The organism is Cupriavidus cauae (assembly GCF_008632125.1).
Taxonomy (GTDB): domain Bacteria; phylum Pseudomonadota; class Gammaproteobacteria; order Burkholderiales; family Burkholderiaceae; genus Cupriavidus; species Cupriavidus cauae.
Genome location: NZ_VWRN01000014.1, coordinates 41,264 through 64,632, shown reverse-complemented (window position 1 = coordinate 64,632; position 23,369 = coordinate 41,264). Strand labels below are relative to the sequence as shown.

At 61.8% G+C, this 23,369-nt stretch carries 22 protein-coding genes, 1 tRNA gene and 1 pseudogene; 14 read left to right on the top strand and 10 right to left on the bottom strand.

Annotated elements, in window-relative coordinates; translation table 11 throughout:
• Positions 1–104: 104 nt before the first annotated feature.
• From F1599_RS03110 to F1599_RS03085, 6 genes are all read right to left on the bottom strand, one after another.
• A complete protein-coding gene (locus F1599_RS03110; RefSeq protein ID WP_081092653.1) occupies positions 105–1,388 on the bottom strand; it encodes a hypothetical protein in 1,284 nt (427 codons plus the stop codon).
• An 81-nt stretch (positions 1,389–1,469) separates the two neighbouring features.
• Positions 1,470–2,354 carry a plasmid partitioning protein RepB C-terminal domain-containing protein gene (locus F1599_RS03105; protein WP_053822728.1) on the bottom strand — a complete coding sequence of 295 codons (885 nt, stop codon included), beginning with the start codon at positions 2,352–2,354 and terminating at the stop codon, positions 1,470–1,472.
• A complete protein-coding gene (locus F1599_RS03100) occupies positions 2,351–3,250 on the bottom strand; it encodes a plasmid partitioning protein RepB C-terminal domain-containing protein (RefSeq protein WP_053822727.1) in 900 nt (299 codons plus the stop codon). Before F1599_RS03100 ends, F1599_RS03105 begins: the two co-directional genes overlap by 4 nt.
• Entirely contained in the window at positions 3,247–4,806 is a 1,560-nt protein-coding gene (locus F1599_RS03095) for a recombinase family protein (protein WP_053822726.1), read from the bottom strand. Before F1599_RS03095 ends, F1599_RS03100 begins: the two co-directional genes overlap by 4 nt.
• A gap of 138 nt (positions 4,807–4,944) precedes the next feature.
• A complete protein-coding gene (locus F1599_RS03090) occupies positions 4,945–5,412 on the bottom strand; it encodes a hypothetical protein (RefSeq protein WP_053823232.1) in 468 nt (155 codons plus the stop codon).
• A 101-nt stretch (positions 5,413–5,513) separates the two neighbouring features.
• Positions 5,514–6,125, bottom strand: a complete 612-nt coding sequence (locus F1599_RS03085; protein WP_053822725.1) for a type IV toxin-antitoxin system AbiEi family antitoxin domain-containing protein — start codon at positions 6,123–6,125, stop codon at positions 5,514–5,516.
• Between the two features lie 153 nt (positions 6,126–6,278).
• On the opposite strand from F1599_RS03085, the gene F1599_RS03080 reads away from it, so the two are divergent.
• Positions 6,279–7,397 (top strand): Fic family protein, encoded by a 1,119-nt coding sequence (locus F1599_RS03080; protein WP_053822724.1) that lies wholly within the window; start codon positions 6,279–6,281, stop codon positions 7,395–7,397.
• Between the two features lie 22 nt (positions 7,398–7,419).
• On the opposite strand, the gene F1599_RS25740 is transcribed toward F1599_RS03080, so the two are convergent.
• Complete coding sequence (locus F1599_RS25740) at positions 7,420–7,893, bottom strand: helix-turn-helix transcriptional regulator (RefSeq protein WP_186449262.1); 474 nt, start codon at positions 7,891–7,893, stop codon at positions 7,420–7,422.
• Positions 7,894–8,306: 413 nt separating this feature from the next.
• Here F1599_RS25740 and F1599_RS03070 point away from each other — a divergent pair, with 413 nt between their 5' ends.
• From F1599_RS03070 to F1599_RS25735, 11 genes are all read left to right on the top strand, one after another.
• Entirely contained in the window at positions 8,307–9,206 is a 900-nt protein-coding gene (locus F1599_RS03070; protein ID WP_104566654.1) for a tyrosine-type recombinase/integrase, read from the top strand.
• Positions 9,203–9,514: a hypothetical protein gene (locus F1599_RS03065; protein ID WP_123876282.1), complete on the top strand. Its 312-nt coding sequence runs from the start codon at positions 9,203–9,205 to the stop codon at positions 9,512–9,514. The genes F1599_RS03070 and F1599_RS03065 overlap by 4 nt, the downstream gene beginning before the upstream one ends.
• A gap of 27 nt (positions 9,515–9,541) precedes the next feature.
• Entirely contained in the window at positions 9,542–10,588 is a 1,047-nt protein-coding gene (locus F1599_RS26105; protein ID WP_197742969.1) for a hypothetical protein, read from the top strand.
• 140 nt (positions 10,589–10,728) lie between these two features.
• Entirely contained in the window at positions 10,729–10,863 is a 135-nt protein-coding gene (locus F1599_RS26415; RefSeq protein WP_255407782.1) for a hypothetical protein, read from the top strand.
• A 245-nt stretch (positions 10,864–11,108) separates the two neighbouring features.
• A complete protein-coding gene (gene phnC, locus F1599_RS03055; RefSeq protein ID WP_020200553.1) occupies positions 11,109–11,927 on the top strand; it encodes a phosphonate ABC transporter ATP-binding protein in 819 nt (272 codons plus the stop codon).
• A gap of 2 nt (positions 11,928–11,929) precedes the next feature.
• Entirely contained in the window at positions 11,930–12,790 is an 861-nt protein-coding gene (phnD, locus tag F1599_RS03050) for a phosphate/phosphite/phosphonate ABC transporter substrate-binding protein (RefSeq protein WP_046983516.1), read from the top strand.
• 12 nt (positions 12,791–12,802) lie between these two features.
• Complete coding sequence (phnE, locus tag F1599_RS03045) at positions 12,803–13,600, top strand: phosphonate ABC transporter, permease protein PhnE (RefSeq protein ID WP_009238668.1); 798 nt, start codon at positions 12,803–12,805, stop codon at positions 13,598–13,600.
• 24 nt (positions 13,601–13,624) lie between these two features.
• Positions 13,625–14,635 carry a phosphonate dehydrogenase gene (locus tag F1599_RS03040; RefSeq protein ID WP_009238667.1) on the top strand — a complete coding sequence of 337 codons (1,011 nt, stop codon included), beginning with the start codon at positions 13,625–13,627 and terminating at the stop codon, positions 14,633–14,635.
• Positions 14,632–15,516, top strand: a complete 885-nt coding sequence (locus F1599_RS03035; RefSeq protein WP_080324167.1) for a LysR family transcriptional regulator — start codon at positions 14,632–14,634, stop codon at positions 15,514–15,516. The genes F1599_RS03040 and F1599_RS03035 overlap by 4 nt, the downstream gene beginning before the upstream one ends.
• Before the next feature lie 204 nt (positions 15,517–15,720).
• A complete protein-coding gene (locus F1599_RS03030) occupies positions 15,721–16,512 on the top strand; it encodes a glycosyltransferase (RefSeq protein ID WP_045785179.1) in 792 nt (263 codons plus the stop codon).
• A 113-nt stretch (positions 16,513–16,625) separates the two neighbouring features.
• Positions 16,626–18,581, top strand: coding sequence for a glycosyltransferase family A protein (locus F1599_RS25735; protein ID WP_157773973.1), 1,956 nt, complete (start codon positions 16,626–16,628; stop codon positions 18,579–18,581).
• A 15-nt stretch (positions 18,582–18,596) separates the two neighbouring features.
• Here the strand turns inward: F1599_RS25735 and F1599_RS26575 are convergent.
• The 3 genes and pseudogenes from F1599_RS26575 to F1599_RS03010 form a co-directional block, all read right to left on the bottom strand.
• Positions 18,597–18,695, bottom strand: a pseudogene (locus F1599_RS26575) (DNA-binding protein); the annotation flags it as partial.
• A 480-nt stretch (positions 18,696–19,175) separates the two neighbouring features.
• Positions 19,176–20,555: an 8-oxoguanine deaminase gene (locus F1599_RS03015; protein ID WP_149318918.1), complete on the bottom strand. Its 1,380-nt coding sequence runs from the start codon at positions 20,553–20,555 to the stop codon at positions 19,176–19,178.
• A 131-nt stretch (positions 20,556–20,686) separates the two neighbouring features.
• Positions 20,687–21,601 carry a LysR family transcriptional regulator gene (locus tag F1599_RS03010; protein WP_149318919.1) on the bottom strand — a complete coding sequence of 305 codons (915 nt, stop codon included), beginning with the start codon at positions 21,599–21,601 and terminating at the stop codon, positions 20,687–20,689.
• Positions 21,602–21,769: 168 nt separating this feature from the next.
• Here F1599_RS03010 and F1599_RS03005 point away from each other — a divergent pair.
• Both F1599_RS03005 and F1599_RS03000 read left to right on the top strand, forming a co-directional pair.
• Positions 21,770–21,845: transfer RNA gene (locus tag F1599_RS03005), tRNA-Lys, on the top strand.
• A 241-nt stretch (positions 21,846–22,086) separates the two neighbouring features.
• Positions 22,087–23,076: a Bug family tripartite tricarboxylate transporter substrate binding protein gene (locus F1599_RS03000; protein WP_370639505.1), complete on the top strand. Its 990-nt coding sequence runs from the start codon at positions 22,087–22,089 to the stop codon at positions 23,074–23,076.
• Positions 23,077–23,369 lie beyond the last annotated feature (293 nt).

Here is a 23,369-nt window from a genome sequence, read left to right as displayed (position 1 = left end):
GCGAAAGTGGGCCGCGAAATGAGCGAAATCAACGAAATGAGAGTCCCGACAAGGACTTGCGGGCGTTTTGGTGAGGCGAAGCGAGCGAAATGAGCTTCGCGCCACTACGCGAGTCGGTACACCCGCGTTGGCGTACCCGGCGTGTCGGCAGGCCGCTCGACCCACTGCACGCTGATCCTGGGCGGCGTGCTGGCCAACAGGTGCTCCAGGCTGGCGTCGATCCGCGCCTTGGTCACCTTGCCCCGGAAGCACTCCGCGCTGATCTGGCTGCGCGTGGCCTGGCCACGCTCGTGGAGGAAAGCCAGCACGCGGTTCGACATTTCCAGCACCTGCGCCAGCTTCGCCTCCTCGGCGGCGCTGACGAACACGAAGCGCACGGACGCCGTGGCGTGGCGAATCCATGCCGTCGCCGCGTCGATGTGCTTGGCATCGATGCGGGTTTGCAGATCGGTCAGCGCCATCAGCATCGCCAGCCGTAGCAGCATCGGGGCACGGCGCTCCAACAACGCGCCGACGACGCCGTCGCCGAGATCGTCGTTCAGTTCGCCCCGGTAGAGCTGGGCATAGCGCCATTGCGCCTGCGGCGATAGCTCCATCCGCAGGTGGTCGCGACGGTCGTGCCGATTGGCATGAACGAAGGCCAACACCTCGAGCGTCCTGCACGCCAGATGCTCCACCACCGCCTGCGGCGTCTCCTTCGGGAAGGGCAGCATCCGCGTGCGCTCGGCCCAGATCAACAGGAAGCGATTGGCGAAGCCGTTGGTGAGATCGCGGGCGCTCATCAGGCCCGTCAGTTCGCTGGGCGAGATCGCGCCGCTCAGGCAGACGTGTGGTTGGCTGGCGTAAAGCCGGTTCGACTTGGTGGCGGGCTTCAGATCGACGCCATCCCAACAATCGCGCAGCGCCGCCGACAGCGTGTTGCCGTCGCGCCGTCCCTGATGCAGCACGTTGGCGAATTCGGATTCGACCACCCACAGCCGCTTGTCCTCGATGGCGGGCACCTCTAGTCGGCCTTGCCGATAACCATCGTGCATCAGCGCCACCAACCCCTCGCGGCTGGACAGGCCGCCGCGATGAATCTGCGGCGCGAAGCCTTCGTCCATCGCGCGCAGCGCCTGATCGATGCGCAGCACCAGCGACACCGCGTCGCCCTTGCGGCCACGGCCCGAGCGCCCGACATGCAAGCAGAACAGCCGCGCGTGGTGGCGGGTGTTGCCGACAGGCAGGTACACGCCGCGCCCGACCGCGCAGGACAGATAGGCCATGAAGTTGGCGGCGATGGCGACTGCATTGGTTTCCGTGCCTTCGCTGCCGGCATGGGCCACGTCGCCGATCAGGCCATACAGGCACGCCGGATCGGCCACGGGCGCATTGCGATGCGCGACCATCGCCGCCTCTCCGCCGTCATCGGCATCGTCCGGCGGTGATGTGGCGTGCGGTCGGTGAATAGCATCGCCGATCCGTCGCATTCACTTTCCGTCCAGCGCCACGGTCTGGATGATGTTCTCGAACTCGGCCAGCACGTCAGGCTGGCGCTGCGACAGAAAACGGAACACCGCCTTGTTGTCGATCAGCTTGCCGAGGTAGCCGCGTGCCAGGACCAGGAGTAGCACGTCCTGACCGTAGGACTTTTCGACCAGCTTCAGTTGCCCTTGGATGTTTCCCATCTCGCGCTCCATCTTCACCATCTGTTCCGCCGTGACGCCGGGCAGCTTCCGAGGCCGCTTCTCGCTGACCAGCAGGTGCGGCGGCGTGGCCGCAAGCAGGGCTTCGGCGTAGGCGACCGTCATGTTGTTGGCAGTGAGCATCAGCTCCACGCACTCGACCTGCCGGGTGGGTTTGAGTTTGCGCAGCACCGAACCGAGGTTGGCAGAGAAGTGCTGATCCTTCAGCATCTCGACCGCCTCCGGGCAGATGCCTTCGAGCAGGCTCACCTTCTTGTGGATCTGGCTGATGTCCACGTTCAGCGCCTTGGCCAGCCGCTCGGGCGAAACGCCACGCTCGACTGCTCGCCGAAGCATGTGGTGCTCCTGAATGGACGAGATGCGGTTGATCCGGTTGTTGTAGGTGTAGCTTTCGTCGTCGGTAGCGACCAGGCACGGTGCGTCGACGTAGCCGAGCTGCCGCAGCGCCAGCAGGCGCATGTGCCCGTCGAGCAGGATGTGCTGGCCGGTGGCCTTATCGGCCTTGCCCACGCTCAAGGGTTCGATCAGTCCGACTGCTTCCATCGAGGCCATGATCTGCTTGAACTTTCGCGACGTATTCAAGCCCTCCGGCGTCTTGCGCGACGGCAGAATCCGATCCAGCGCAAGCGTGATCGGTTCTGGGATGAACCCCAGCGGCGGGCGGCTCATGCCGCGTGACCTCCAGCCCAGACGCGCTCGGCCAGTTGCTTGGGCAAGGTGTCCAGTCCTTCGGCGCGCAGCAGGTTGGAGAAATGCTCGTCGGCCAGCAACTGGCGCAGCGCCTCGATCACGAACAGCAGGCGCTGCTGGGTGAATTCGGCCTTCTTGACCATCAGCTTCTGCCGCTCGACCTCGTGCTGGTAGTTGCGCACCAGGCTGGAGGTGGTGACGGACGCTCCCTTGCGCGTGGGCCGGTGGGCCAGCGTTTTGCCCAAGCTGCTGCGCCGCTGAAGCACGCGACGCGCCTGCATCAGTTGCCCGCCGCGCAGTTGGCCGCTTTCGTAGGCGTCCTGCAACGCGGCCTGCACCGCTTCTTCGTCGCTTGCGCCCGCGATGGTGATGGCGACGCTGAGCGGAACCCTTCCGGCCTCGACGGCGGCCAGCAGGCGTTCCTCGCTCTTTTCGAAGAGGAGCAGGATGCCTTTGATGTAGTCGAGACTCAGGCCGGTCTTCTGGGCGATGACGCGCTTGTCGTAGCCCTGTTGGCTCAACTGCTCGATGCTCATCAGCAGTTCCAGCGCACTGTATTTCCTGCGGGCGATGTTCTCGGTCAGGCTCATGATGAAGGCGTCTTCGTCATTGACCCGCACCACCAGTGCCGGAATCTCTCTCTCGCCGAGCGACTTGAAAGCCTTGAGCCGTCCCTCACCGCAGATCAGCAGGTAGCGTTTGCCGTCTTTGAGATCGTCGCGCGGCGTGACCGTGACCGGCTTCTTCAGACCGACGTTCTTGATGTTGCCGACGATCTCCTCGAACACGCGGCCGTTGCGGTCGCGTGGGTTGAGCACCGCGATCTGATCGACCGGGATCATCTGCAGCTCGGTGGCGTGGTGCATTTTGCTCATGCGACTCTCCTCAGACGGCTGCGCTCGGCCATGCCGTAGAGGTAGTCCAGGCTGTCGAAGCGGTAGCTCTCGAATTCGAGGCCGTTGTGATCGGCCAGGTGAATGCGCGGCTGGCCGAAGTCCAAACGCGGCAGCAAGTAGTAGTCCAACGCAGCCTGATTGCTGTCATCCAGACGCACGGCGACCGTGATGTCGGGCGTCAGGCTGGTATCGAAGCGCACCTTCCAGCGGCGGCGGTCGTTGTCCAGCAACTGGCAGCGCGAGAGCACCAGCGAGACGGTGAACTCGCGGTTGACCGTGAGCAGGTCGGTCGCCGGATCGCGCGCGACCGCGCCGCCGACATCGGCGATCATCCGCTCGGTTTGGCCGACGATCTCCGGGTGGAGGCGGCGCAGGAACTGGTTGACCTCCAGATACTGGTAGTCCCGATCCGGCGTGAAGCCCACCGTCTGGTAGGCGCGGATCAGGCTGCCGAAGCGGTGCGCGTAGGCCGCCGCCGACGGCATCCCCTCGGACTCGTCGATGATCAGGCCGGACAGGTAGCCGTGCTGCTGGAAGAGCCGCCGCAGCTTCTCGATCAGCTCCTCGTTGCTGAAGCGGTGGGCGCGTTCGCGCAGGATGCCTTGCGCCGTGTAGAACAGCTCGGGCGGCACGATGCCCTCGAACGCGCCTTCCTTCTTGATCCACATCTCCGGGCGGTTCACCACGCGCACCTTCTTGAGCTTGAAGGAGCGCCTGTTGTAGACGTTGTTGCCGATGTATTTCTCGTTGGACAACACCTCGCGCACCGTGGCCCGCGTCCAGTCGCGCCCGAGGTCGGTCCGAATGCCGCGGGTGTTGAGCCGGTCGGCGATCTCGGATTCGAACAGGCCGTCCTCGACGAACCAGCGGTAGATCTGGTTCACGACCGCCACTTCCTCGTCCGGGCCGGGCTGCAGGATCACGCGGTCGGTTTGCAGGCTCTTGTGCTCACCACGCGAAAGCTGCCCCTTCACCGCACCGGACTGGTCGATCAGCACGCGTCGCAGACCGTAGCCCGCTGGCCCGCCTTGGCGGAATCCGAGTTCGATCAGGCGGCACTGTCCGGCGAACACCTTCGCCGACAGCTCGCGGCTGTATTCGCCCGCCATTGCACGTTTGACGCCTTTGACGATGGTGGACACCGGCGAGCCGTCGTTCTCGAACTGCTCGGCGCAGTAGGCGACCTGAATTCCGGCGCGGCGGCAGATGTATTCGTAGTAGGCGCTTTCGTCGGCGTCCTGGAACCGGCCCCAGCGGCTCACGTCGTAGACGAGGATGATCTGGAAGTCGGCCTTGCCTGCCTGGACGTCGCCGATCAGTTGCTGGAGCGCCTGCCGACCGTCGATGCGCAGACCGCTCTTGCCCTCGTCGGCGTAGGTGCGGACGATCTCGATGTTGCGCCGGGCGGCGTACTCGCGAATTTTGTCGGCCTGGTTCTCCGTCGAGTATTGCTGGTGCTCGGTGGACATGCGCACGTACTGCGCGGCGCGGAACACCGGCCCCGGCGGACTTATAGGCGATTCGTTCGATTGCATAGACCCGGTCACTCCGTGATTGGCGATCTCGGGTCTGCCGCCCCTTCAATGGACACGCCGCCGCCGCACGGCGGCAACGCACACGGTTGGAATCGTTGCCATGCAGGATGTTCGAGAGAACCCGTTTTGGAAGCAAAGTTACGGGCGAATCGACGAGGCGTCGATCACGTCCTCTCTTGACACGTCCATCTTGCACGGACACGTCACGCAGACCGGCGTGATCTCGACGACCCACGAGTCGCCGTTTTCCCTCGGCAATGCCGGATGCAGCGTGATGCGGTACAGGCCGCTCGGCAGGTCGCACGCGTCCATCTTTGCAAGATCGCCGTTTCGGCCCTGGTCCCGCGACCGCGGCTGCTCGCGGTTGCGCTGTGCGTACTCGGGCCGGGCGTCGCGGTAGTTTCGCCAGTAGTCCTGATTGCGCTGCGACCACGCCTGCTGGGCGGCGCGCTGGTTGATCCGGTAGTCCGGATCGGATTGGAGCTTGGCTCGCTGCCACTGGCGCTTGCGGGCGCGCTGGCAGTCGGGCGCGGAACAGAAGGCTTGGTCGGGAACTTGCGGGCGGGGTTCGAAGGGCTCGCCGCAGCAGGTGCAGTGTCGGGTCATCGTCGGGGTCTCCATGCAAATCCGCACGGAAGCCGCGACCGATCACCGTCGCCGGATGATCACGGGGGCGATCAGGCGCTCATGGGAGCGAGGCCGCGCGATTACTCATGGGCGACCACTTCCATGTAGGGCCGCATCACGTTGGCGACCCGGCACACCTTGGCGTACCGCCACAGATCCTCCGCCGAGGCCTTGCGCGCCCTCCAGGCATCTTTCAGCGCCTCCATCGCCACATCCAGACCGATCTTGTTGCGGTGCTTGAAGCAGTCCACGACCGTCTTGGCCGCGCTGTAGACCCGCAGCGTCACGCCGTCGCCCCGGTGTTCCTCGATGCCTGCTGCGTGGGCATCACCCGTCATCTGCACCATCCTGATCGGCGGCCAATCGATGCGCGGCGCGTGGCAGCCGCGCGGCATGGCGATCCAGACCTGGGGTGGCAGTTGGGTGGTCAGTCCGTGGAATTGCAGCGCGGACAGCAGGCAGAACACGGCCTGCGGCGCTCTGGCCGCCACCACCACGAGGCTTTCGTGTTCCGAGACCGGATGGCCGGGTAGGCGGTAGAGGCCGCGCCCGACCCGGTCCAGCAGGCCGGCGGCGATCAGGCGCGTCAGGACGACCCGTGGCGCGTCGATGGCGTCCAGATCGCTGGCGCGCAGCAAACCTTTCTGGCTGGCCAGATCGAGCACGCGCTGGCTGTGGGTGTCGGCGGGCATGGCTGGAGCATGTTCCATATATTCTCTCAATGTAGCATTTTGGAGAAACATAGGAACATCGTGCTGCTGGATGCGGTGATTAGCTGCCACATTCGCCGCACATCATGCGGAGAATGACTTGCCCTTGCGGCGAATAAGGTGTTTAATCTCCGCATGGATAGCGGAGAAAAACTCTACATCTGGCAGGCCAACGACTGGCCGAAATGGCGCTACGACCTGTCGGCGCTCACTGGCCCGTTGACCGAGGTCAGCCGCGCCCAAGGCGTGCTGCTGGGCCGTCTGGCCGACGTGGGCATGGCGCTGCGCGATCAGGCCAGCCTCGCCGCCTTGACCGAGGACGTGGTCAAAACCAGCGAAATCGAAGGTGAAGTGCTGAACGTGGAATCCGTGCGCTCGTCCATCGCCCGGCGCTTGGGCGTGGACATCGGCGCAGTGGCTCCGGTGGATCGGCACGTCGAAGGCGTCGTGGAGATGGTGCTCGACGCCACCTCGCGCAGCGCCGAACCACTGACCGCCGAGCGCCTGTTCGGCTGGCACGCCGCCCTGTTCCCGACCGGGTACTCGGGCATGAATAGGCTCACCGTGGGCCAGTGGCGCGACGATGCCGCCGGGCCGATGCAGGTGGTTTCCGGCCCGGTGGGGCGACGCAAGGTTCACTTCCAGGCACCGCCCGCCGACGTGCTGCCCGTGGAGACGGCGCGCTTCCTCGCATGGGCCAATGAGGAAACCGGCGAGCCCATGCTCATCAAGGCCGGGCTGGCGCATCTGTGGTTCGTCACGCTGCACCCCTTCGACGACGGCAACGGCCGCATCGCCCGCGCCGTGGGCGACCTGTTCCTCGCGCGCGCCGATGGTAGCCCGCAACGCTTCTACAGCCTGTCGGCGCAAATCCAGCGCGAGCGCAAGGACTACTACGACGTGCTGGAGCGCACGCAGAAGGGCACGCTCGACGCCACCGGCTGGCTGTCGTGGTTCCTCGACACACTCGGGCGCGCCGTCACCAGCGCACAGTCCACGCTGGATGCCGTGCTGGTCAAAGCACGCTTCTGGCAACGCTGGGCGGGCATGTCGTTGAACGAGCGGCAGGTGAAACTGCTCAACCGCCTGCTCGACGGCTTCGAGGGCAAGCTCACGAGCAGCAAGTGGGCCGCCATCGCCAAGTGCTCGCCCGACACCGCGTTGCGCGACATCACGCAGTTGCTGGAACTGGGCGTGTTGAAGAAATCGCCCGGCGGCGGGCGCAGCACCGGCTACGAGCTGGCGGGCCAGTAGGCCGGTGGCGCGGATGCAGTGGTCAGACGGGCAGCGATGCCAAGGCATGCAGCAACGATCTATGCTGGCTGGCGGGATCGGCCTTCACGTCGATGCCCTGATCTTGAGCGTCCTGCAACCAACGTTTGGCCCATACCATGACCTCGTCGCGGTCGAACCGGATGAGCTTCTGAACCCGACGATGCGGGATGCCCAACGCCTCTCGCATCTGCTTTTGCGTGAAGACGTACAGGGGCAGTCCGGTCATATACGATATCTCGCGCGCATCAACCAACTTCGAGCCGCTCGGGAGGACGACGTCGGATGCTTGCTCCCACGTCGCTGACCGGAGGGCTTGGGACTCGAAGTCGAAGACCTCGTCAATGGGGTACACGACGCGCTTGGACATTTTCATGAATCGAGGCCCGCGGCCTTCGCTGCGCCAGCGCTGTAACGTCTTGGGGCTGATGTTCCAGCGCGTGGCCAGCTCGTTTTCGTTCATCATCATCTTCTGCATGGTTGACTCCGTTCGTGGTTGAAGGCAACGCATTCAGGCGTGACGTCGGCCACGAAGCCAAGTCCTCGGCAAGGCCTCCGTGCAGTCTCAGCGCAATGCGAGCATCAGCGGGTTGCACATATGTCCCTGCTCGGCGCGCCGATTCCCACTTCTATGGGGACGTTTCGGCATCGCTGAAGATAAGCGGTTCAAGGTTCCGGTAGAATCCACCACCAGATACTTGTCCGACGAGGTTCGTCGGAATCCGAAAAGCCCTTTGTCTTCAACGACTTAGGGCTTTTTTCATTCCGGCGAGGTCCGACGAGGTACGCCCCGATCCAAGCGCCGTTGCAGAAGATTTTGCGGAAAGTCCAAATACCTTCCGACGATCTTCGCAGCGCTCTTCAACGAGTTCAGCGTAAGGAGGCCACAAGATGGCTTTGGAGAAGATCAAGGGCGACCGCGAGATCAAAGCACTCAAGCCCGGAGCGAGTCGACTCAGTGATGGAGGCGGCTTGTACCTGGTGCCATTCGCCTGGGGAAGCACGCATGTGTGGCGAATTGACTACACTTTTGAAGGCAAGCGCAAAACGCTGAGCTTGGGCACCTATCCCAAGGTCGGACTCGAAGACGCACGCCACAAAGCCCGTGAAGTTTGGTCATGTCTTGCTCAGGGTGGAGATCCCATGCAGGCACGGCACGCGGCCAAGCAAGAGCGCAAGGCGCTCAAGGAGGCAGCCCGCAGGAGCAAGGCCGGCGAGCCCCCCATCGGCAGCTTCGAAGAAGTAGCGCGCCGATGGTTTTCGGTGAAAAAGCGCCAATGGATGGATTCCTACAGTTCCAAGATCATCCGGCGCCTCGAGTTGCATGCCTTCCCCCGCTTTGGGCACATGCTGCTTGAAGACATCACACCCAAGACGGTGCTCGAGGCCTGCCGTGCTGTGGAGCGTAACGACACCCTGGAGACCGCACATCGGCTGCGCGAGCACTGTGCGCGGGTGTTCCGCTTCGCCATTGCGGAAGGCAGGGATCTGCGCGACCCATGTCAGGACATCCGTGACGCGCTGCAACAGCCCGTTGTGAAGCACCACGCAGCCATCGTCAAACCTGAGCCTCTGGGAGCTTTGCTGAGGTCGATCGATGGCTACACGGGCACATTCGTCGTGAAATGCGCTCTGAAATTGGCCCCCATGCTGATGCTGCGCCCAGGAGAGTTGAGACAAGCACGCTGGGAAGAGTTTGACCTCGACAACGGTCTGCTTTACGTGCCCTCTTCACGGTTGAAGAGAACAAAGCGTGAGAAGGCCAACGGCCACCGGATCATTCCGGCGTGATGCCGATGATTTACATGGCCGTGGAGGAATGTGGACCCATCATCGTGCCACTGGATGCGGTAGCCCTGTCTGCCATGCGAAGGATGTACTGGGTCGAGGACGATCAGACCGTCATCACCTGGCTGGATCACATCAAGCGACTTCTGCTGGCCGACGCAGGCCAGGGGTTGCTGGGCAACTTGCGCAGGACTGCGCCTTGGTTGGCTCACAACCCATTGCTCAAGATGGAGCGGCAACACAGCCGTGACATGGCCGCGCTCAAGGCGCTTTACACCAGTCTGGGCCATGACACCCAGACCACGCATTGATCAAGTGAAGGAAAGGGAAGGTTCACGATGACAACATCCATCACGTCCTACGAGAAACTCGAAGAGTTCGGGCGCGTCCCCCTGTCCGAGCACTTCTTCATGCGCGATTTCCTGCACAGCGAGATTGCCGCCTGGCACGGTTTGCGCAACATTCCTGATCACCCTGACGCGGCCATCTACGCTGGCGAGCAGCTTTGCCAACAACTGCTGGAACCGCTGCAAGCCACCTTTGGGCGCATTCATGTTCGCTCGGGTTACCGCTCGCCTGCCGTCAACGAGTTTGGCAATCAGAACAAGCTCAATTGCGCCAGCAATGCGTCCAACTACTCGGCTCATATCTGGGACTATCCGGATGCGCAAGGCAAGCGCGGTGCCACGGCTTGCATCGTGGTGCCCTGGCTGGTGGATCACATCGAGCGAGGTGGCAGTTGGACCAACATGGCCTGGTGGATCCACGATCACCTTCCCTACCACTCGCTGTACTTCTTCCCGCGCCTGGCGGCTTTCAACATCCGCTGGCATGAAGCGCCTGTCCGTCGAGTGGACAGCTACGCCGCCCCAAAGGGCTGTCTCATTCAACCCGGTACGCCGGGTGCGCCAGGCATGCATCAGGAGCACTACGTTGGGTTTCCCGACGTGGACGCGCCAATGATTGGGTCCGCCCCAGCCGTCTTCCCCACTCAAACCATCGTCCAGCCAGTCCAACACACCATGCAAACACCTGTCCCGACAAAACCTACAGCGGCTCGTCAAGGGTCAATCTTCTACCGTGCGGTGCATGCCACGACCGCTTGGCGGAAGGTGAACTCACACCACAGTCTGACGTCTGCGCTGACTGGCCCCCGAGGCGCCCGCGTGCTGTTGGCAGGCAAAGGTGCCATTGATTACGACTTGCATGGTGATGCGTTGTATGTGCTCGTGTGGGAAGCCGGTAGCCAAGAGGGGCAGGCTGTGCGACGTCATCCCACTCGAGCGGGCGAGTATCAGTTCGCCAAGGTACCCGTGGCCACACTCGAGCGCTTTGAAGCCGCAGGCCATGCGAGCCAAACTGATCTGGCATCACTTTTCGCGTGAGTTGTACAGAGGGCAACAGAGGCGCGACACCCATGCTTTGCGCATCAGTTGCATGGATGAGGCCAGGGTATGTGATCGCTCACACGCAAGGCTGGGATGGGCGCATGCTCCTCCCGGTCTTCAGTTAAGGACCCGGTGATATGAAACTCATCTCCAACATCCTCTTGTTCATCGCCTTGTACATCGCGGCCAGGATGCTTGATGCCATGCAGTACCACTTTTGGGGCTGGTCGGTCTTCTCCTTTCTTGGCTTCTGGGAGCACACGAGGAGATGACCACTATAGGCTGAGAGCTGCCCCTCGTGCTGCGCGCTTGGATCGGCGGCTATCGACCGATAGCAGGCGTCTATATTTGGCATAGATAGCACAACTTATTTCCCTCACAGGCACCCGCGACCATGTCTCAAAAATGACATCAACGAGTCATCAGGGTGTCATATCACGACATTACCATCGCTGCAATTCAGATTCGTAATCAGGTCATCATTTTTGATTACGATTTCAAATCTGCCGGAGGTGTCATGATCGAACTACAGAATGTCTCAGTCAGTTATGGTGATGCGATTGCACTGTATCCCACCACTCTCAAACTCCATCAGGGACAGTTCACCGTATTGCTCGGATCTTCCGGCGCTGGAAAATCCACGCTACTTCGCTGTATTAATTCGCTGCATGCGTCGCAGCGCGGCACCACCATTGTCGCCGGCTTAGGAAATTTGGCGAACTCGCGTGCATTGCGCATGCATCGCCGACAGACTGGCATGGTGTTTCAACAGCATCAATTGATTGGCCGACTGACGGCTTTGCAAAACGTTTCGATGGGCCGAATGGGCTACCACACGGCATTACGCAGTCTATTCCCCCTCCCGGCGAAGGATCAATCCATATGCCTGCAAAGTCTGGACCGAGTCGGCTTATTGCACAAAGCCTTAAGCCGTGTCGACGCATTGAGCGGCGGCCAGCAGCAACGCATCGGTATTGCCCGGGCTCTGGCTCAGCAACCTAAACTGGTGTTGGCTGATGAACCGGTAGCCAGCCTCGATCCTGCTACTGCAGAGCGAGTGCTAAGTCTGCTGCACCGCATTTGTAAAGAGGACGGGATTTCGGCGGTCGTCAGCCTGCATCAGGTAGACCTCGCTCAACGTTATGCCGACCGTATTATTGGCCTGTCCCATGGCCGAGTCATTTTTGATGCCGCCCCGCAGACTTTGGATCAAGCCAGTTACGACACGCTGTATGAACAAGTACCCCGTTCTTCTTTGAGCGTTCCACAAGACGCTCGAGAGGAACGGCTTATCGATACTTCATTTCCCATGCAACTTGCTACCGTAAAGGATTGATTATGAAAAAACTCGCATCCGCATTATTGTCTGTCTTGCTTGCCGCCGTCTGCAGCATTGGCCATGCATCATCCAATCCCGATCCAGAAACGCTCAAAGTTGCGCTGCTGCCGGACGAAAACGCATCGACCGTAATTAAAAACAACAAGCCGCTCGAAATCTATCTGGAAAAAGAGCTGGGAAAGAAAATTGAGCTGGTGGTTACCACTGATTACTCGTCAATGATCGAAGCCATGCGTCACGGCCGTATCGACATGGCATATTTTGGCCCCTTGTCGTATGTGCTGGCTAAGCAAAAGAGCGACATCGAGCCATTCGCAGCGATGAAGCAAAAGGGTAGCACTACCTACCAGTCCGTATTGATCGCCAATACTGGCGCCGGCATCGCCAAAATCAGTGATATCGTCAACAAGAATGTCGCTTACGGTGATAAGGCATCCACCTCCAGCCATTTGATTCCGAAGTCGATATTGGCGGAAAACGGTTTGAAAGCCGGCGAAAACTATCGCGAACACTTTGCCGGTGCGCATGACGCGGTGGCCATGGCCGTGCAAAACGGTCACGCGCAGGCTGGCGGCTTGAGTAAGCCGATTTTTGAATCCCTGGTTCAGCGCGGACTGGTCGATCCCAACAAAGTAAAAGTTCTTGCCGAATCGAAGCCATATCCGCAATACCCGTGGACCATGCGCAGCAATCTGAAGCCGGAACTGAAGGAAAAGATCCGTGCAGCCTTCTTGAATCTCAAAGATCCGGAAGTCCTGAAACCTTTCAAAGCCGATGGTTTCGGCCCGATCAGCGACAAAGACTATGACGTGGTGCGCAGCCTTGGCACACTGCTCAAGCTCGATCTGTCGAAGTTCTAAGTGAGCGACAGCATGCAAGCTGATTTTGGTTTGATTCTGGCCGAGCGCCAGCGCGTATGGAACCGCACGATACTGCAGTTTGCCGTTGTGCTGGCGATTGTGATCGGTTGCTGGTATTACGTCGGCCTATTTGATGCCGAGCGATTGAAGGATGGCATGCCAAGCCTGGTAAAAATTGCCGGCGAGATGTTCCCACCGAACTTCTCGCAGGCTGGCACCTGGGTCAAACCGGTACTGGATACCTTGGCCATGAGTATCGCCGGTACGGCAATCGCGGTATTGCTATCCATTCCCTTAGGAGTGCTCGCCGCGCGGAATACTAGCCCTCATCCACTCGTGTATCAAGCCACACGCGGCCTGTTAAACGCTTTGCGATCGATACCCGAACTGATCATGGGCATCCTGTTCGTGGCAGCCGTTGGCTTCGGCGCATTGCCGGGTGTTTTAGCCCTAGGCTTACATTCGGTTGGCATGATCGCCAAATTTTTTTCGGAATCGATCGAACATGCCGATCCGGCACCGGTAGAAGCCGCGCATGCAGCGGGCTGCACGCCATTGCAGGTGATTTTTCATGGGATCTTTCCCCAAGTGCTTCCGCAAATGGCCGATACCGCGATCTATCGATGGGAATACAACTTCCGTGCTTCGACCGTGATGGGCATGGTCGGCGCCGGTGGAATCGGGTTCGAGCTGATGGGCTCTCTGCGCATCATGCAATACCAGGATGTCTCGGCTATTTTGCTGGTTATTTTAGGCATGGTTACCCTCGTCGACGCCTTCAGCTCCTTCCTGCGTCGCAAGTTCAAATAACTCCCAAAGCTTACAAAGGTTTTTATGAAGCCCAAAGTCGTCCTCACCCACTGGGTGCACCCGGAAATCATCGAATTGTTGTCCGCTAGCGCCGATGTTATCCCCAACACCACACGGGAAACCTTGCCGCGTTCTGAGGTAATTGCGCGAGCCAAAGATGCGGATGCACTCATGGCTTTCATGCCGGACAGCATCGACAGCGCGTTTCTCGAGGAATGTCCAAAGCTGCGTGTCATCGGCGCCGCGCTTAAAGGCTATGATAACTTCGATGTCAACGCCTGCACACGCCACGGTGTATGGCTTACGATTGTGCCGGATTTGCTTACGATCCCGACCGCTGAACTGACTATCGGCCTTCTTCTCGGTTTGACAAGGCATATGCTGGAAGGCGATAGGCAAATCCGTAGCGGACACTTCCAAGGCTGGCGGCCGACACTATATGGCTCTGGTTTGACAGGAAAAACGCTTGGCATCATTGGTATGGGGGCGGTCGGCCGTGCAATCGCCCAGCGCTTGGCTGGCTTTGAAATGAATCTCTTGTATTGCGATCCGATTCCGCTCAATGCCGAACAAGAAAAGGCTTGGCACGTACAGCGCGTCACGCTCGATGAACTGCTCGAAAAATGTGATTATGTCGTGCCGATGGTTCCGATGGCCGCAGAGACACTGCATCTGATCGATGCCACCGCGTTGGCCAAGATGAAAACCGGTAGCTACCTGATCAATGCATGTCGCGGCTCGGTCGTGGATGAGAATGCGGTGATAGCAGCACTGGCGTCTGGAAAACTAGCTGGATATGCAGCCGATGTCTTCGAGATGGAAGAATGGATACGCGCTGATCGCCCGCAGGCTATCCCCAAGGCGCTGCTCGACAATACGGCACAAACGTTTTTTACGCCGCATTTGGGATCGGCGGTCAAGGAAGTTCGGCTTGAAATCGAGCGGCAGGCAGCGATGAACATCATCCAGGCACTCGCTGGTGAAAAACCGATGGGCGCGATTAATCAGCCGTATCCGGGAGTAAAGGCGGCGTGATAGATCTGGAGCGTGTGGCGACGTTCATTGCCGTCGTCAAATGCGGGGGCTTTCGCGAAGCGGCGAAGCAAACTGGATTGTCCCAGCCAACAGTAACGCAGCATATCAAGCGGCTGGAGCAGTCTTTGCAGGCCCGGCTGATTGACCGCGCAACAATGCCGCAAAGCCTGACATTGGAGGGAAAGATTTTTTTCCCCTATGCGGAACAATTGCTCCGTACTAGCCATAAGGCTACGGCAGCCCTCCACAATAAAAGCCTGGTCGTTGGTGCAAGCTCCAATATCGGCATTTATCTTTTACAACCCTATATCAAGGCGCTCCAAGATAAATTAGCAAACAAGATCGATGTGAGGATCGGCAAAAATATCGAGATTGCCGCTTTGCTGGAAACGCTTGAAGTGGATGTAGCGGTAATGGAGTGGTGGGACTCACGTCCTGGGTTCGTCTCAACAGTATGGCGGCGCGAGAGGATGGTTGTCATTGTTCGCCCCGGCCATCCTTGGGCTGCCGAGTCGACCATTCCACTTAAGTGGTTAAAATCCCAGATCTTGCTTGGAGGCGAAGCGGCTACCGGAACTGGGCGCCTACTACAACAATATGCCGGTGCCGACTCGGCAGAGTTCACAGTGGGTATGCAGTTAGGTAGCACCGAGGCGGTCAAACACGCGGTCCACGCAGGGCTAGGAATCTCGCTTGTGATGGAAAGCGCGGTCAAGCATGAACAGGCAAGCGGATGGTTACATGCAATTCCGATTGAAGAAGATGTTTACAAAGATCTTTATCTCGTACATCGCTCAGAAACTTCGTTAAGCGGTCCGGTGGCAAGCCTTGCAGATTTGATTCTCCATTCTCCGGATTTAGGCTCAATAGAATATAAATAGCAAAACGAATGTCTGCTTCTGGCCGAGAGCTGACCTTCTCTGCGCGCATCTCACTGACCGCAACCGCTGCAGAGCCGCCGGTCGCCCGGCGCCTTAAGGCTGGGTGCGTGGCGACCGGTGGCTTTCGACCCGACAGCGACGTTGACTGCGTCGGTGCCAAGCTGATCAGATAGAAGCGCGCAGAACGCGCAGAGAATATAGCCCATGACCGGGCAGCACATACCCATCGCCACACTGATCGCTTCAAAGCCCAAGAATCCAGATTTGCTGCGCCGTGCTCTGATCTCCGTCATCCAGCAGTACCGACGTCCAGACCTTTTGCTGCTCGCATTTGATCGTCGATTACCAGAGCCTGGCGCATTAGATGGTGTGATCAGTAATCCGTTTATCAATGGCGTCGTTGTCCTGCGGAACGAGCGCATGCAAGGGGCTGCTGGCACCTGGAACACCGGCTTGTCTTGGCTGCAAGAACAAGGCTTTGATGGCTACGTGGCGATACTCGATGACGACGATGAATGGGACCCCGATCACTTGAGCCAATGTGAGCGAGCAGGTGCCCGCGGTGGTGCTGACGTCGTCTTGTCTGGTCTTCGGGTGATGAAGGATGGCGTTGAGATTCCGAGAGCGCCGTTGTCTTCGGTCACAGTGGATGACTTCCTCGCCGGTAACCCCGGGTGGCAGGGCAGCAATACCTTTGTCAAGCTGGAGGCCCTGATGCGTGTCGGTGGCTTCACCGATGGTCTACCCAGCACCAATGACCGAGACTTGGCCGTGCGTTTACTCGGACTGCCTGATTTGAAAGTGGCATTCACCCACCGAATGACAGCGACCTGGCACATTGACAGCCAGGCAGATGCTTTGTCCCGCCCCGGCAGCCCTGAGAAGCGCGCAGGTCTGCTTCAGTTCCTGGCGATGCACGGTCACTTGATGTCGCCTGACGTCATGACCAGGTTCAAGGCGCGTGCCCGTGATCTGTTTGGCGTTGACATGCCATGAGCGTGAACGGGCATGAGCAGCCAGGGCTGCCAGATTGGTCAGAGCCGAGGGTACCCAAGGTACGCCTGACGCACCGAAACATTCACTTCCTCATCGCACCCGGTGACGTCGCCATGCAAGCATCGGTCATCGTGGGTCTGTCTCACCGCAACCACCCGAGTGGTTTGAACGAGGCGTTGCGGAGCGCCATGGCGCAAGACATGGCAGACGATCTGGCGTTCCTGGTGCTGGACGACAGTTCGGATGAGGGTTGGATGCAATCGCTGCATGCCGACCTCTTGTCTGACCCTCGGCTGGTAGTCGCAGCAGGGCACTTCGGTTCGCCCACCCAATCCAGGAATGGCTTGCTCGACCTGGTGGACGAGTGCTTTCCAAATGCGAAGTGGGTCGCTCGATTGGACGCCGACGATCGCTTTGCAGAACCCTCTAGCCTGCGGGCGCTGGTGCAAGCCGGCGATCAGCGTGGCACCTTGTTCGTCATTGGAAGCAATCGCCTGTCGGTCGATGGCGAGTTACTGCCCGCCGTGAACTGGGCAATGGCTGAAATCCTCCTGGATCAAAGCCGTCTCAATGGCTTCATTCAAGCGTTTTGTCGCCAGCAAGTCCCCAATGAGCTGCCGTCATGCAATTTGGTGCTTCGCACATGTTCGGGCATCAGGTACCCCAATGCCAACAGCGCCGAAGACCACTGGCTAGTTGCTGGCTTGCTGATGAATCGGCCAAACGAGGGCTGTGTGGTGACAGAGCCTGCCTACGCGGTGTACTCGCTGGATGGAGTGGTGACGCAGGCCAATCAGAAGTCAGATGCATGGGCAAAGTCCAGGCTGGCGTTGGCTCAGGCCGCGGAGGTGTGGCATCGCGCTCATATGACGTCTGACGCCTCGGTGTTGGGTTGGGGGCAAGAGGGCGTGGTCTGGCGAGATCCGTCTGGCACCTTCAAGAGTTTCTACCCGTACTCGCTGACCTATGAAGCGCTCAGTGAGATCAGGAGCCTGGCGGCATCCGTTGGGGATGCGGTCATTGCATTCGACATTTGCGATGACTCTGACCCTGGGGCACTGATTCGGCTTGACTCAGAACCTTTGCAGGAGCCGGGACGACGTTGGCCATTGGAGTTGTCTCGTCACTTCTTGCAGAAGCTTTATCGCGCAGGTGTGGTGACCAGCAATGTCAAGCGAGACAACCTGCGGATCACCGCTTCAGGCACTTTGCAGTACATCGACATTGGCCGAGACATCGTGCGTCTGACGGCTTCGCGCTTCCTAGATTGCGCCGCAAGGCTGTACGCCATTGGGGAGTTGGGATGGTCCGATCATGAATTGGCACGACGTAGGACACCTGAGCGCCAAGTGGAGGCCTTGAGTGCGCTGCCTGGCTTTGATACCTACTACGGCGAGTTGATGCGGTCATTGCACCCTGCTTGCGCGCTGGATACCGATAAAGAAGTGCCGATCCCCGAGCCGTCAGCTCACCCTGATGTGACGCTCTTGATCAAGTGCTGCCCGCAGGATGCGAGCTCTGCCCACTTGCAGGTGCAGCACCTGGTCAGTGAGTTGGGGATGCGTGCGCGTTTTGCGAAGAGGGTTCTTTTGATTGACCCTTTCGAGGGGCCTTACCTTCGGCAGTTCGCTGAGGGCGATCTGTCCGCGCTGCGTGTCGCAGCCAGTCAGTTGCATCAGTCGGGTTTTATTGACGAGGTGTGGGTTGCGCCCACCGATCCGGTTGAGAGATTCCACCTCAAGGACAACTGGTTTTCATCGAGGACCGGATACGTGATGACTGGCTCTTCCGGGCTGGCCACAACACCCTGTCTATCGGCATCAACCTTGGGCTTCATCGCGCGCCTCCGTCAGCGCGGCCTCGGCCGCTTCAAGACTGCCATACTGCGCGATGAGTGCGAAGGCCTCGCTCAAGTAATACCGCTTTGGTTCGGGGGCGGCGGGCGCGGGAGATTCGACAACGGGCTGCGAGTCGCACAAGGATGGCAACGGCGCTTCGTTGGACATGCCCTGGCGGATTGCCTGCTCATAGGTGACGATCTCATCGACTGGATAGCGGACGGCCTTTGAGAGCTTGATGTACGGCGGGCCGCGTTCTTCGCTGCGCCAGCGTTGCAGGGTCTTGATGCTGACGTTCCACCGACGTGCGAGCTCCGTTTCGGTGAAGGCGGGTTCGGTTTGCATGGCATTTCCTTTCGTCGTTCGTGCCGGGCATTACGGCGACAAACGAGAGGAAAGCCAAGTTGCATCCCCCAGATTCCCTGGCAGTTGCGGCAACTGCGAGTGCCAATCGGCCTCTCCGAACTTACAATCATGGGCATGTGCGGTTGCGCGAAATCCTTCCCCGGAATCGCGCGAGGGTCTCAAGGCTTCCGACCGGGGCTGAGAGACTGCTGATATGTGGGTTTGGTTTTCTGTTACACTCCACCACCAGCGAATATTGTAGAAAAGGCCGGGCTGCTTCGCAGCGCCGGCCTTTTTGTTTTGGCCCGAATCGTTTTGGCCCGAATCGTTTGGGCCCGAATCGTTTGGCCCCGTTTGGGCCCGCATCGGGCAGCGATTGGCAGCCCTGGACGATGGCTCCGGACGCCGCCGTCCGGCGGTACCGCCGGACGGTGAACCACACCGCAATCCCGGACGGCAGCGTGGGACATTCAACCCGATTCAACGCCGCGCCGCGGCCAGCTCCCGCGCCAGGCGGCGATGCTCCGCCAGTACCGCCGGCAGATCCGCGCTCAGCAGCACGCCGTCGCGCACCACCACCCTGCCGTTGATCACGCTGGTCGACACCGTGCCCGGCGTGCAGAACACCAGCGCGGCGACCGGATCGTGACCGGCGCCGGCATAGCCGACCGCCGACATGTCGAACGCGACGAAGTCCGCCGACATGCCCGGCGCCAGCGCGCCGATGTCGTCGCGGTTCAGCACCCGCGCCCCGCCCAGCGTGGCGATCTCCAGCGCCTCGCGCGCGCCCATCGCCGCCGGTCCATAGCCCACCCGTTGCAGCAGCATGGCCTGGCGCGCCTCGCCCAGCATGTGCGCGCCATCGTTGGAGGCGCTGCCATCGACGCCGAGGCCGACCGGCACGCCGGCATCGCGCATCGCGCGCACCGGCGCAATGCCCGAAGCCAGCCGCATGTTCGAGCAGGGACAGTGGGCGATGCCGGTGCCGGTGCGCGCGAACAGCGCGATGCCGTCGGCGTCGAGCTTGACGCAGTGCGCGTGCCAGACATCGTGGCCGACCCAGCCCAGGTCCTCGGCATACTGCGCCGGCGTCATGCCGAAGCGCTCCAGCGAATAGGCGACGTCGTTGTCGTTCTCGGCCAGATGGGTATGCAGCGAGACGCCATAGTGGCGCGCCATCGCCGCCGACTCCCGCATCAGCTCGCGCGACACCGAGAACGGCGAGCACGGCGCCAGCACCACGCGCAGCATCGCGTGGCGCGAGGCATCGTGGTACTGCTCGATCAGCCGCTGGCTGTCGCGCAGGATCGCCTCCTCCTGCTCGACCACCGCATCGGGCGGCAGCCCGCCCTTGCTGCGTCCCACGCTCATCGAGCCGCGCGCCGCATGAAAGCGCATGCCCATCTGCGCGGCGGCCTCGATCGCGTCGTCCAGCCGCGAGCCGTTGGGATACAGATAGAGATGGTCGCTGGTGGTGGTGCAGCCCGACAGCATCAGCTCGGCCATCGCGGTGCGGGTCGAGGCGGCGATCATGCGCGGCGTCAGGTTGGCCCACAGCATGTACAGCTCGCCGAGCCAGCCGAACAGTTCGGCGTCCTGCGCGGCCGGCACCGCGCGCGTCAGGCTCTGGTACATGTGATGGTGCGTGTTGACGAGGCCCGGCAGCACCACATGGCCGCGCATGTCCAGCACCTGCGCGCTGCCGTCGTCGATGCGCGCGCGCCAGGCGGCCGGCAGGTCGGCGGTCGCGCCGACCCACTGGATCGCCGGCCCTTCGGCGACCAGCGCGCCGTCGGCGATCTCGCGGCGATTCGCGTCCATCGTCACCAGGACGTCGGCGTGGGTCAGGATCAGCGTCATCTTGTGGTCTCCGGTCTCCGTGGTGGGTCAGATAGCGGGCGCCAGTCTACGGCGCGGGGCCGGACGCGCGATAGCGCCGATTTGCGCCCACGGTGTGCACATCGCGCGCACACCTGACGACCACGCCGACGCTAATGTCCCGCGCCGCCGCCGGACAGCGCCTTCAGCGCGGCCCCGATCCGCTCGGCCATCAGCGAGGCCGCCGAATCCAGCGGGCCGCGCGCCCGCGCGAACAGCGTCAGCCGCTGCAGCGGCAAGGCCGGATCGCGCAACGGCACGAACACCAGCGTGCCCGCCTCCAGTTCCTCGATGGCATCGAGCGGATTGAGCAGCGCGATGCCGGCGCCCAGCATCACGAGCCGGCGCATCAGCACGGTGGAGCCGGCCTCGACCGCCGCGCGCACCGGAATCGCCGCGCGGACGAAGGCATCGTCGAGCAGGCCGCGGATCGACATCGTCGCCACGGGCAGGATCAGCGGATAGCCGACGCATTCGGCCAGCAGCGCCGACGATTGCTCGGCCAGCGGATGGCCGGGCGCGACCACCGCGCCAATCGGCCATTCGCCGGCCGCCAGCGTGACGAAGGCCGGCGTCGGCGCCAGGTCGTAGCCGAGCCCGAGCTCGGCGTCGCCCTCGGCCAGCGCGGCGACGATCTCGGCCACCGGGAGATCCAGCACGCGCACCGCGATGCCGGGGTGGCGGCGGCGAAAGTCGTGAACCAGCGCGGGCAACAGGGAGCCCGCCAGCCCGGCGGTGGTGGCCACCGTGACGATGCCCTGCTGTCCCGCGTTGTAGGCGGCGATGCGTTCGCGCAGCGCGTCGTGCTCGCGCAGCGTCTGCCGCACGTGCGCCAGCACCATCTCGCCCAGCGGCGTCAGCCGCAACCGGCGCTGGATGCGCTCGAACAGCGGCGCGCCCAGTTCGGCTTCCAGATCGAGGATCTGCCGGTTGATGGCGGTCGGCGCGACGTGCAGCACTTCGGCCGCCTTGCGGATCGACCCGCGGCGGACCACTTCATCCAGATAGCGCAACACGCGGGCATGCATCGAACCAGGTCTCCGGAAAACGGCGGCGCGGCGGCGGGCCGCGCGGACAGCGGGGCATTGTAGCCGCGCGGACGTTGACCGCCGTCCCGGCGACCCAGCCGAGCGTCCCCGAGATCGCTTCGGTACTTGCAAACCCAAAAAGTCCACGCTAGAATAGCGGACTTCGTTGGGGCGTTAGCTCAGTTGGTAGAGCAGCGGACTCTTAATCCGTAGGTCGAGTGTTCGAGTCACTCACGCCCCACCAGCGAATTCCCGAAAGGCCGGACTGCATCGCAGCCCGGCCTTTTTGTTTGCCTGCTGTTTGCCTCTTTCCGTGCGGCTGTGACCCGACGTCTGTTACGGGTTGTTACGGATATCCCCGCCGCGCCTTTCCGGGTTGAATGCCAGTCCGGGCATATTACGAAACCAAGTTCCGCAATACGGAACCATGCCCAACCCCGACCGGCGCCCTCGCCCTTCGCGCGACGCGCCGGCCAACGCAACAGATGGAGGCATTCTTGAAATCCGCATTGACCGCCAGCGTGGCAGCCTGCCTGGCCGCATTCGGCCTGACCCACGGCGTTGCGCACGCCCAGGCCTATCCCAACAAGCCGGTGCGGCTGATCGTTCCGTTCGCCGCCGGCGGCACCACCGATATCGTCGCCCGCGCTGTTTCCGATGCGCTGGGCCGCGCGCTGGGCCAGCCCGTGGTGGTGGAGAACCGTGGCGGCGGCGGCGGCGCGATCGGCGCCGACGCGCTGGCCAAGTCGGCCCCCGACGGCTACACGATCGGCATCGCCACGGTCAGCACGATGGCGACCAATCCGGCCACCAATCCGAAGAACCCGTACGACCCGCTGAAGGACTTCGCGCCGATCACCAACCTGGTCAACGTGCCGAACGTGCTGACGGTCAACCCGAAGGTGCCGGCCAAGAACCTGAAGGAATTCATCGCGCTGCTGCGCGCCGAGCCCGGCAAGTACAGCTACGCGTCGGCCGGCAAGGGCAGCATCTCGCATCTGGACGGCGAGCTGTTCAAGCTGACCACCAAGACCGACATGGTCCACGTGCCGTACCGCGGCTCGGGTCCGGCGCTGAACGACACGCTGGCCGGCCAGGTCAGCGGTCAGTTCGACAACCTGCCGTCGTCGATGCCGCATATCCAGGCCGGCAAGCTGCGCGCGCTGGCGGTGGCGGCGCCCAAGCGCGTCGAGGGCCTGCCCGATGTGCCGACCTTCGCCGAGGAAGGCATGAAGGACAACAACAATATGGCCTGGTACGGGCTGGTCGCGCCGGCCGGCACGCCGCCCGCGATCGTCGCGCGCCTGCACGACGCCGCGGTCAAGGCCCTGCAGGACCCGGCCGCCAAGCGCCGCCTGACCGAGAGCGGCGCCTATCCGGACGGCAACACGCCGCAGCAGTTCGCCGCGCAGATCAAGCGCGAACTGGAACTGCGCAAGAAGATCGCGCAGGAGCAGAAGATCACGCTCGAGTAATTTCCGTACCTGTACGGATCGGCGGACCGCCCCAGTCGGCGGCGGTCCGCCCACGGTTGGTCTTCCCGCCGTCGCATCACGCTGGCCTCCCTCGCTGGCTTCTCCCGGATGACCTCCTCCGCTGGCCTCCCCCGGCTGACGTGACGTCCCCGGCCGGCTTCCCCCGCCATCTTCTCCGCAGCCCGCTCGCAGTGCCGGCCTGACGCCCTCCCGCCGCTCTCCCCCTTTCCCGCGACCTCTGTGTTTTTGCTCTACATTAAGAGCAGGCACCGGCACTCGCCCTGCCCGGACGC

What these genes read in the sequence shown, in the direction of transcription:
- F1599_RS25735 (WP_157773973.1), top strand. Translation starts at nt 16,626, where the DNA reads ATGCAAGCATCGGTCATCGTGGGTCTGTCTCACCGCAACCACCCGAGT.
- F1599_RS03085 (WP_053822725.1), bottom strand. Translation starts at nt 6,125, where the DNA reads ATGCCCGCCGACACCCACAGCCAGCGCGTGCTCGATCTGGCCAGCCAG.
- F1599_RS03110 (WP_081092653.1), bottom strand. Translation starts at nt 1,388, where the DNA reads ATGGTCGCGCATCGCAATGCGCCCGTGGCCGATCCGGCGTGCCTGTAT.
- F1599_RS03015 (WP_149318918.1), bottom strand. Translation starts at nt 20,555, where the DNA reads ATGACGCTGATCCTGACCCACGCCGACGTCCTGGTGACGATGGACGCG.
- F1599_RS26105 (WP_197742969.1), top strand. Translation starts at nt 9,542, where the DNA reads ATGACAACATCCATCACGTCCTACGAGAAACTCGAAGAGTTCGGGCGC.
- F1599_RS03105 (WP_053822728.1), bottom strand. Translation starts at nt 2,354, where the DNA reads ATGAGCCGCCCGCCGCTGGGGTTCATCCCAGAACCGATCACGCTTGCG.
- F1599_RS03080 (WP_053822724.1), top strand. Translation starts at nt 6,279, where the DNA reads ATGGATAGCGGAGAAAAACTCTACATCTGGCAGGCCAACGACTGGCCG.
- phnC (WP_020200553.1), top strand. Translation starts at nt 11,109, where the DNA reads ATGATCGAACTACAGAATGTCTCAGTCAGTTATGGTGATGCGATTGCA.
- F1599_RS03040 (WP_009238667.1), top strand. Translation starts at nt 13,625, where the DNA reads ATGAAGCCCAAAGTCGTCCTCACCCACTGGGTGCACCCGGAAATCATC.
- F1599_RS03095 (WP_053822726.1), bottom strand. Translation starts at nt 4,806, where the DNA reads ATGCAATCGAACGAATCGCCTATAAGTCCGCCGGGGCCGGTGTTCCGC.
- F1599_RS03030 (WP_045785179.1), top strand. Translation starts at nt 15,721, where the DNA reads ATGACCGGGCAGCACATACCCATCGCCACACTGATCGCTTCAAAGCCC.
- F1599_RS03010 (WP_149318919.1), bottom strand. Translation starts at nt 21,601, where the DNA reads ATGCATGCCCGCGTGTTGCGCTATCTGGATGAAGTGGTCCGCCGCGGG.
- F1599_RS03000 (WP_370639505.1), top strand. Translation starts at nt 22,087, where the DNA reads ATGGAGGCATTCTTGAAATCCGCATTGACCGCCAGCGTGGCAGCCTGC.
- F1599_RS26415 (WP_255407782.1), top strand. Translation starts at nt 10,729, where the DNA reads ATGAAACTCATCTCCAACATCCTCTTGTTCATCGCCTTGTACATCGCG.
- F1599_RS03100 (WP_053822727.1), bottom strand. Translation starts at nt 3,250, where the DNA reads ATGAGCAAAATGCACCACGCCACCGAGCTGCAGATGATCCCGGTCGAT.
- phnD (WP_046983516.1), top strand. Translation starts at nt 11,930, where the DNA reads ATGAAAAAACTCGCATCCGCATTATTGTCTGTCTTGCTTGCCGCCGTC.
- F1599_RS03090 (WP_053823232.1), bottom strand. Translation starts at nt 5,412, where the DNA reads ATGACCCGACACTGCACCTGCTGCGGCGAGCCCTTCGAACCCCGCCCG.
- F1599_RS03070 (WP_104566654.1), top strand. Translation starts at nt 8,307, where the DNA reads ATGGCTTTGGAGAAGATCAAGGGCGACCGCGAGATCAAAGCACTCAAG.
- phnE (WP_009238668.1), top strand. Translation starts at nt 12,803, where the DNA reads ATGCAAGCTGATTTTGGTTTGATTCTGGCCGAGCGCCAGCGCGTATGG.
- F1599_RS25740 (WP_186449262.1), bottom strand. Translation starts at nt 7,893, where the DNA reads ATGCAGAAGATGATGATGAACGAAAACGAGCTGGCCACGCGCTGGAAC.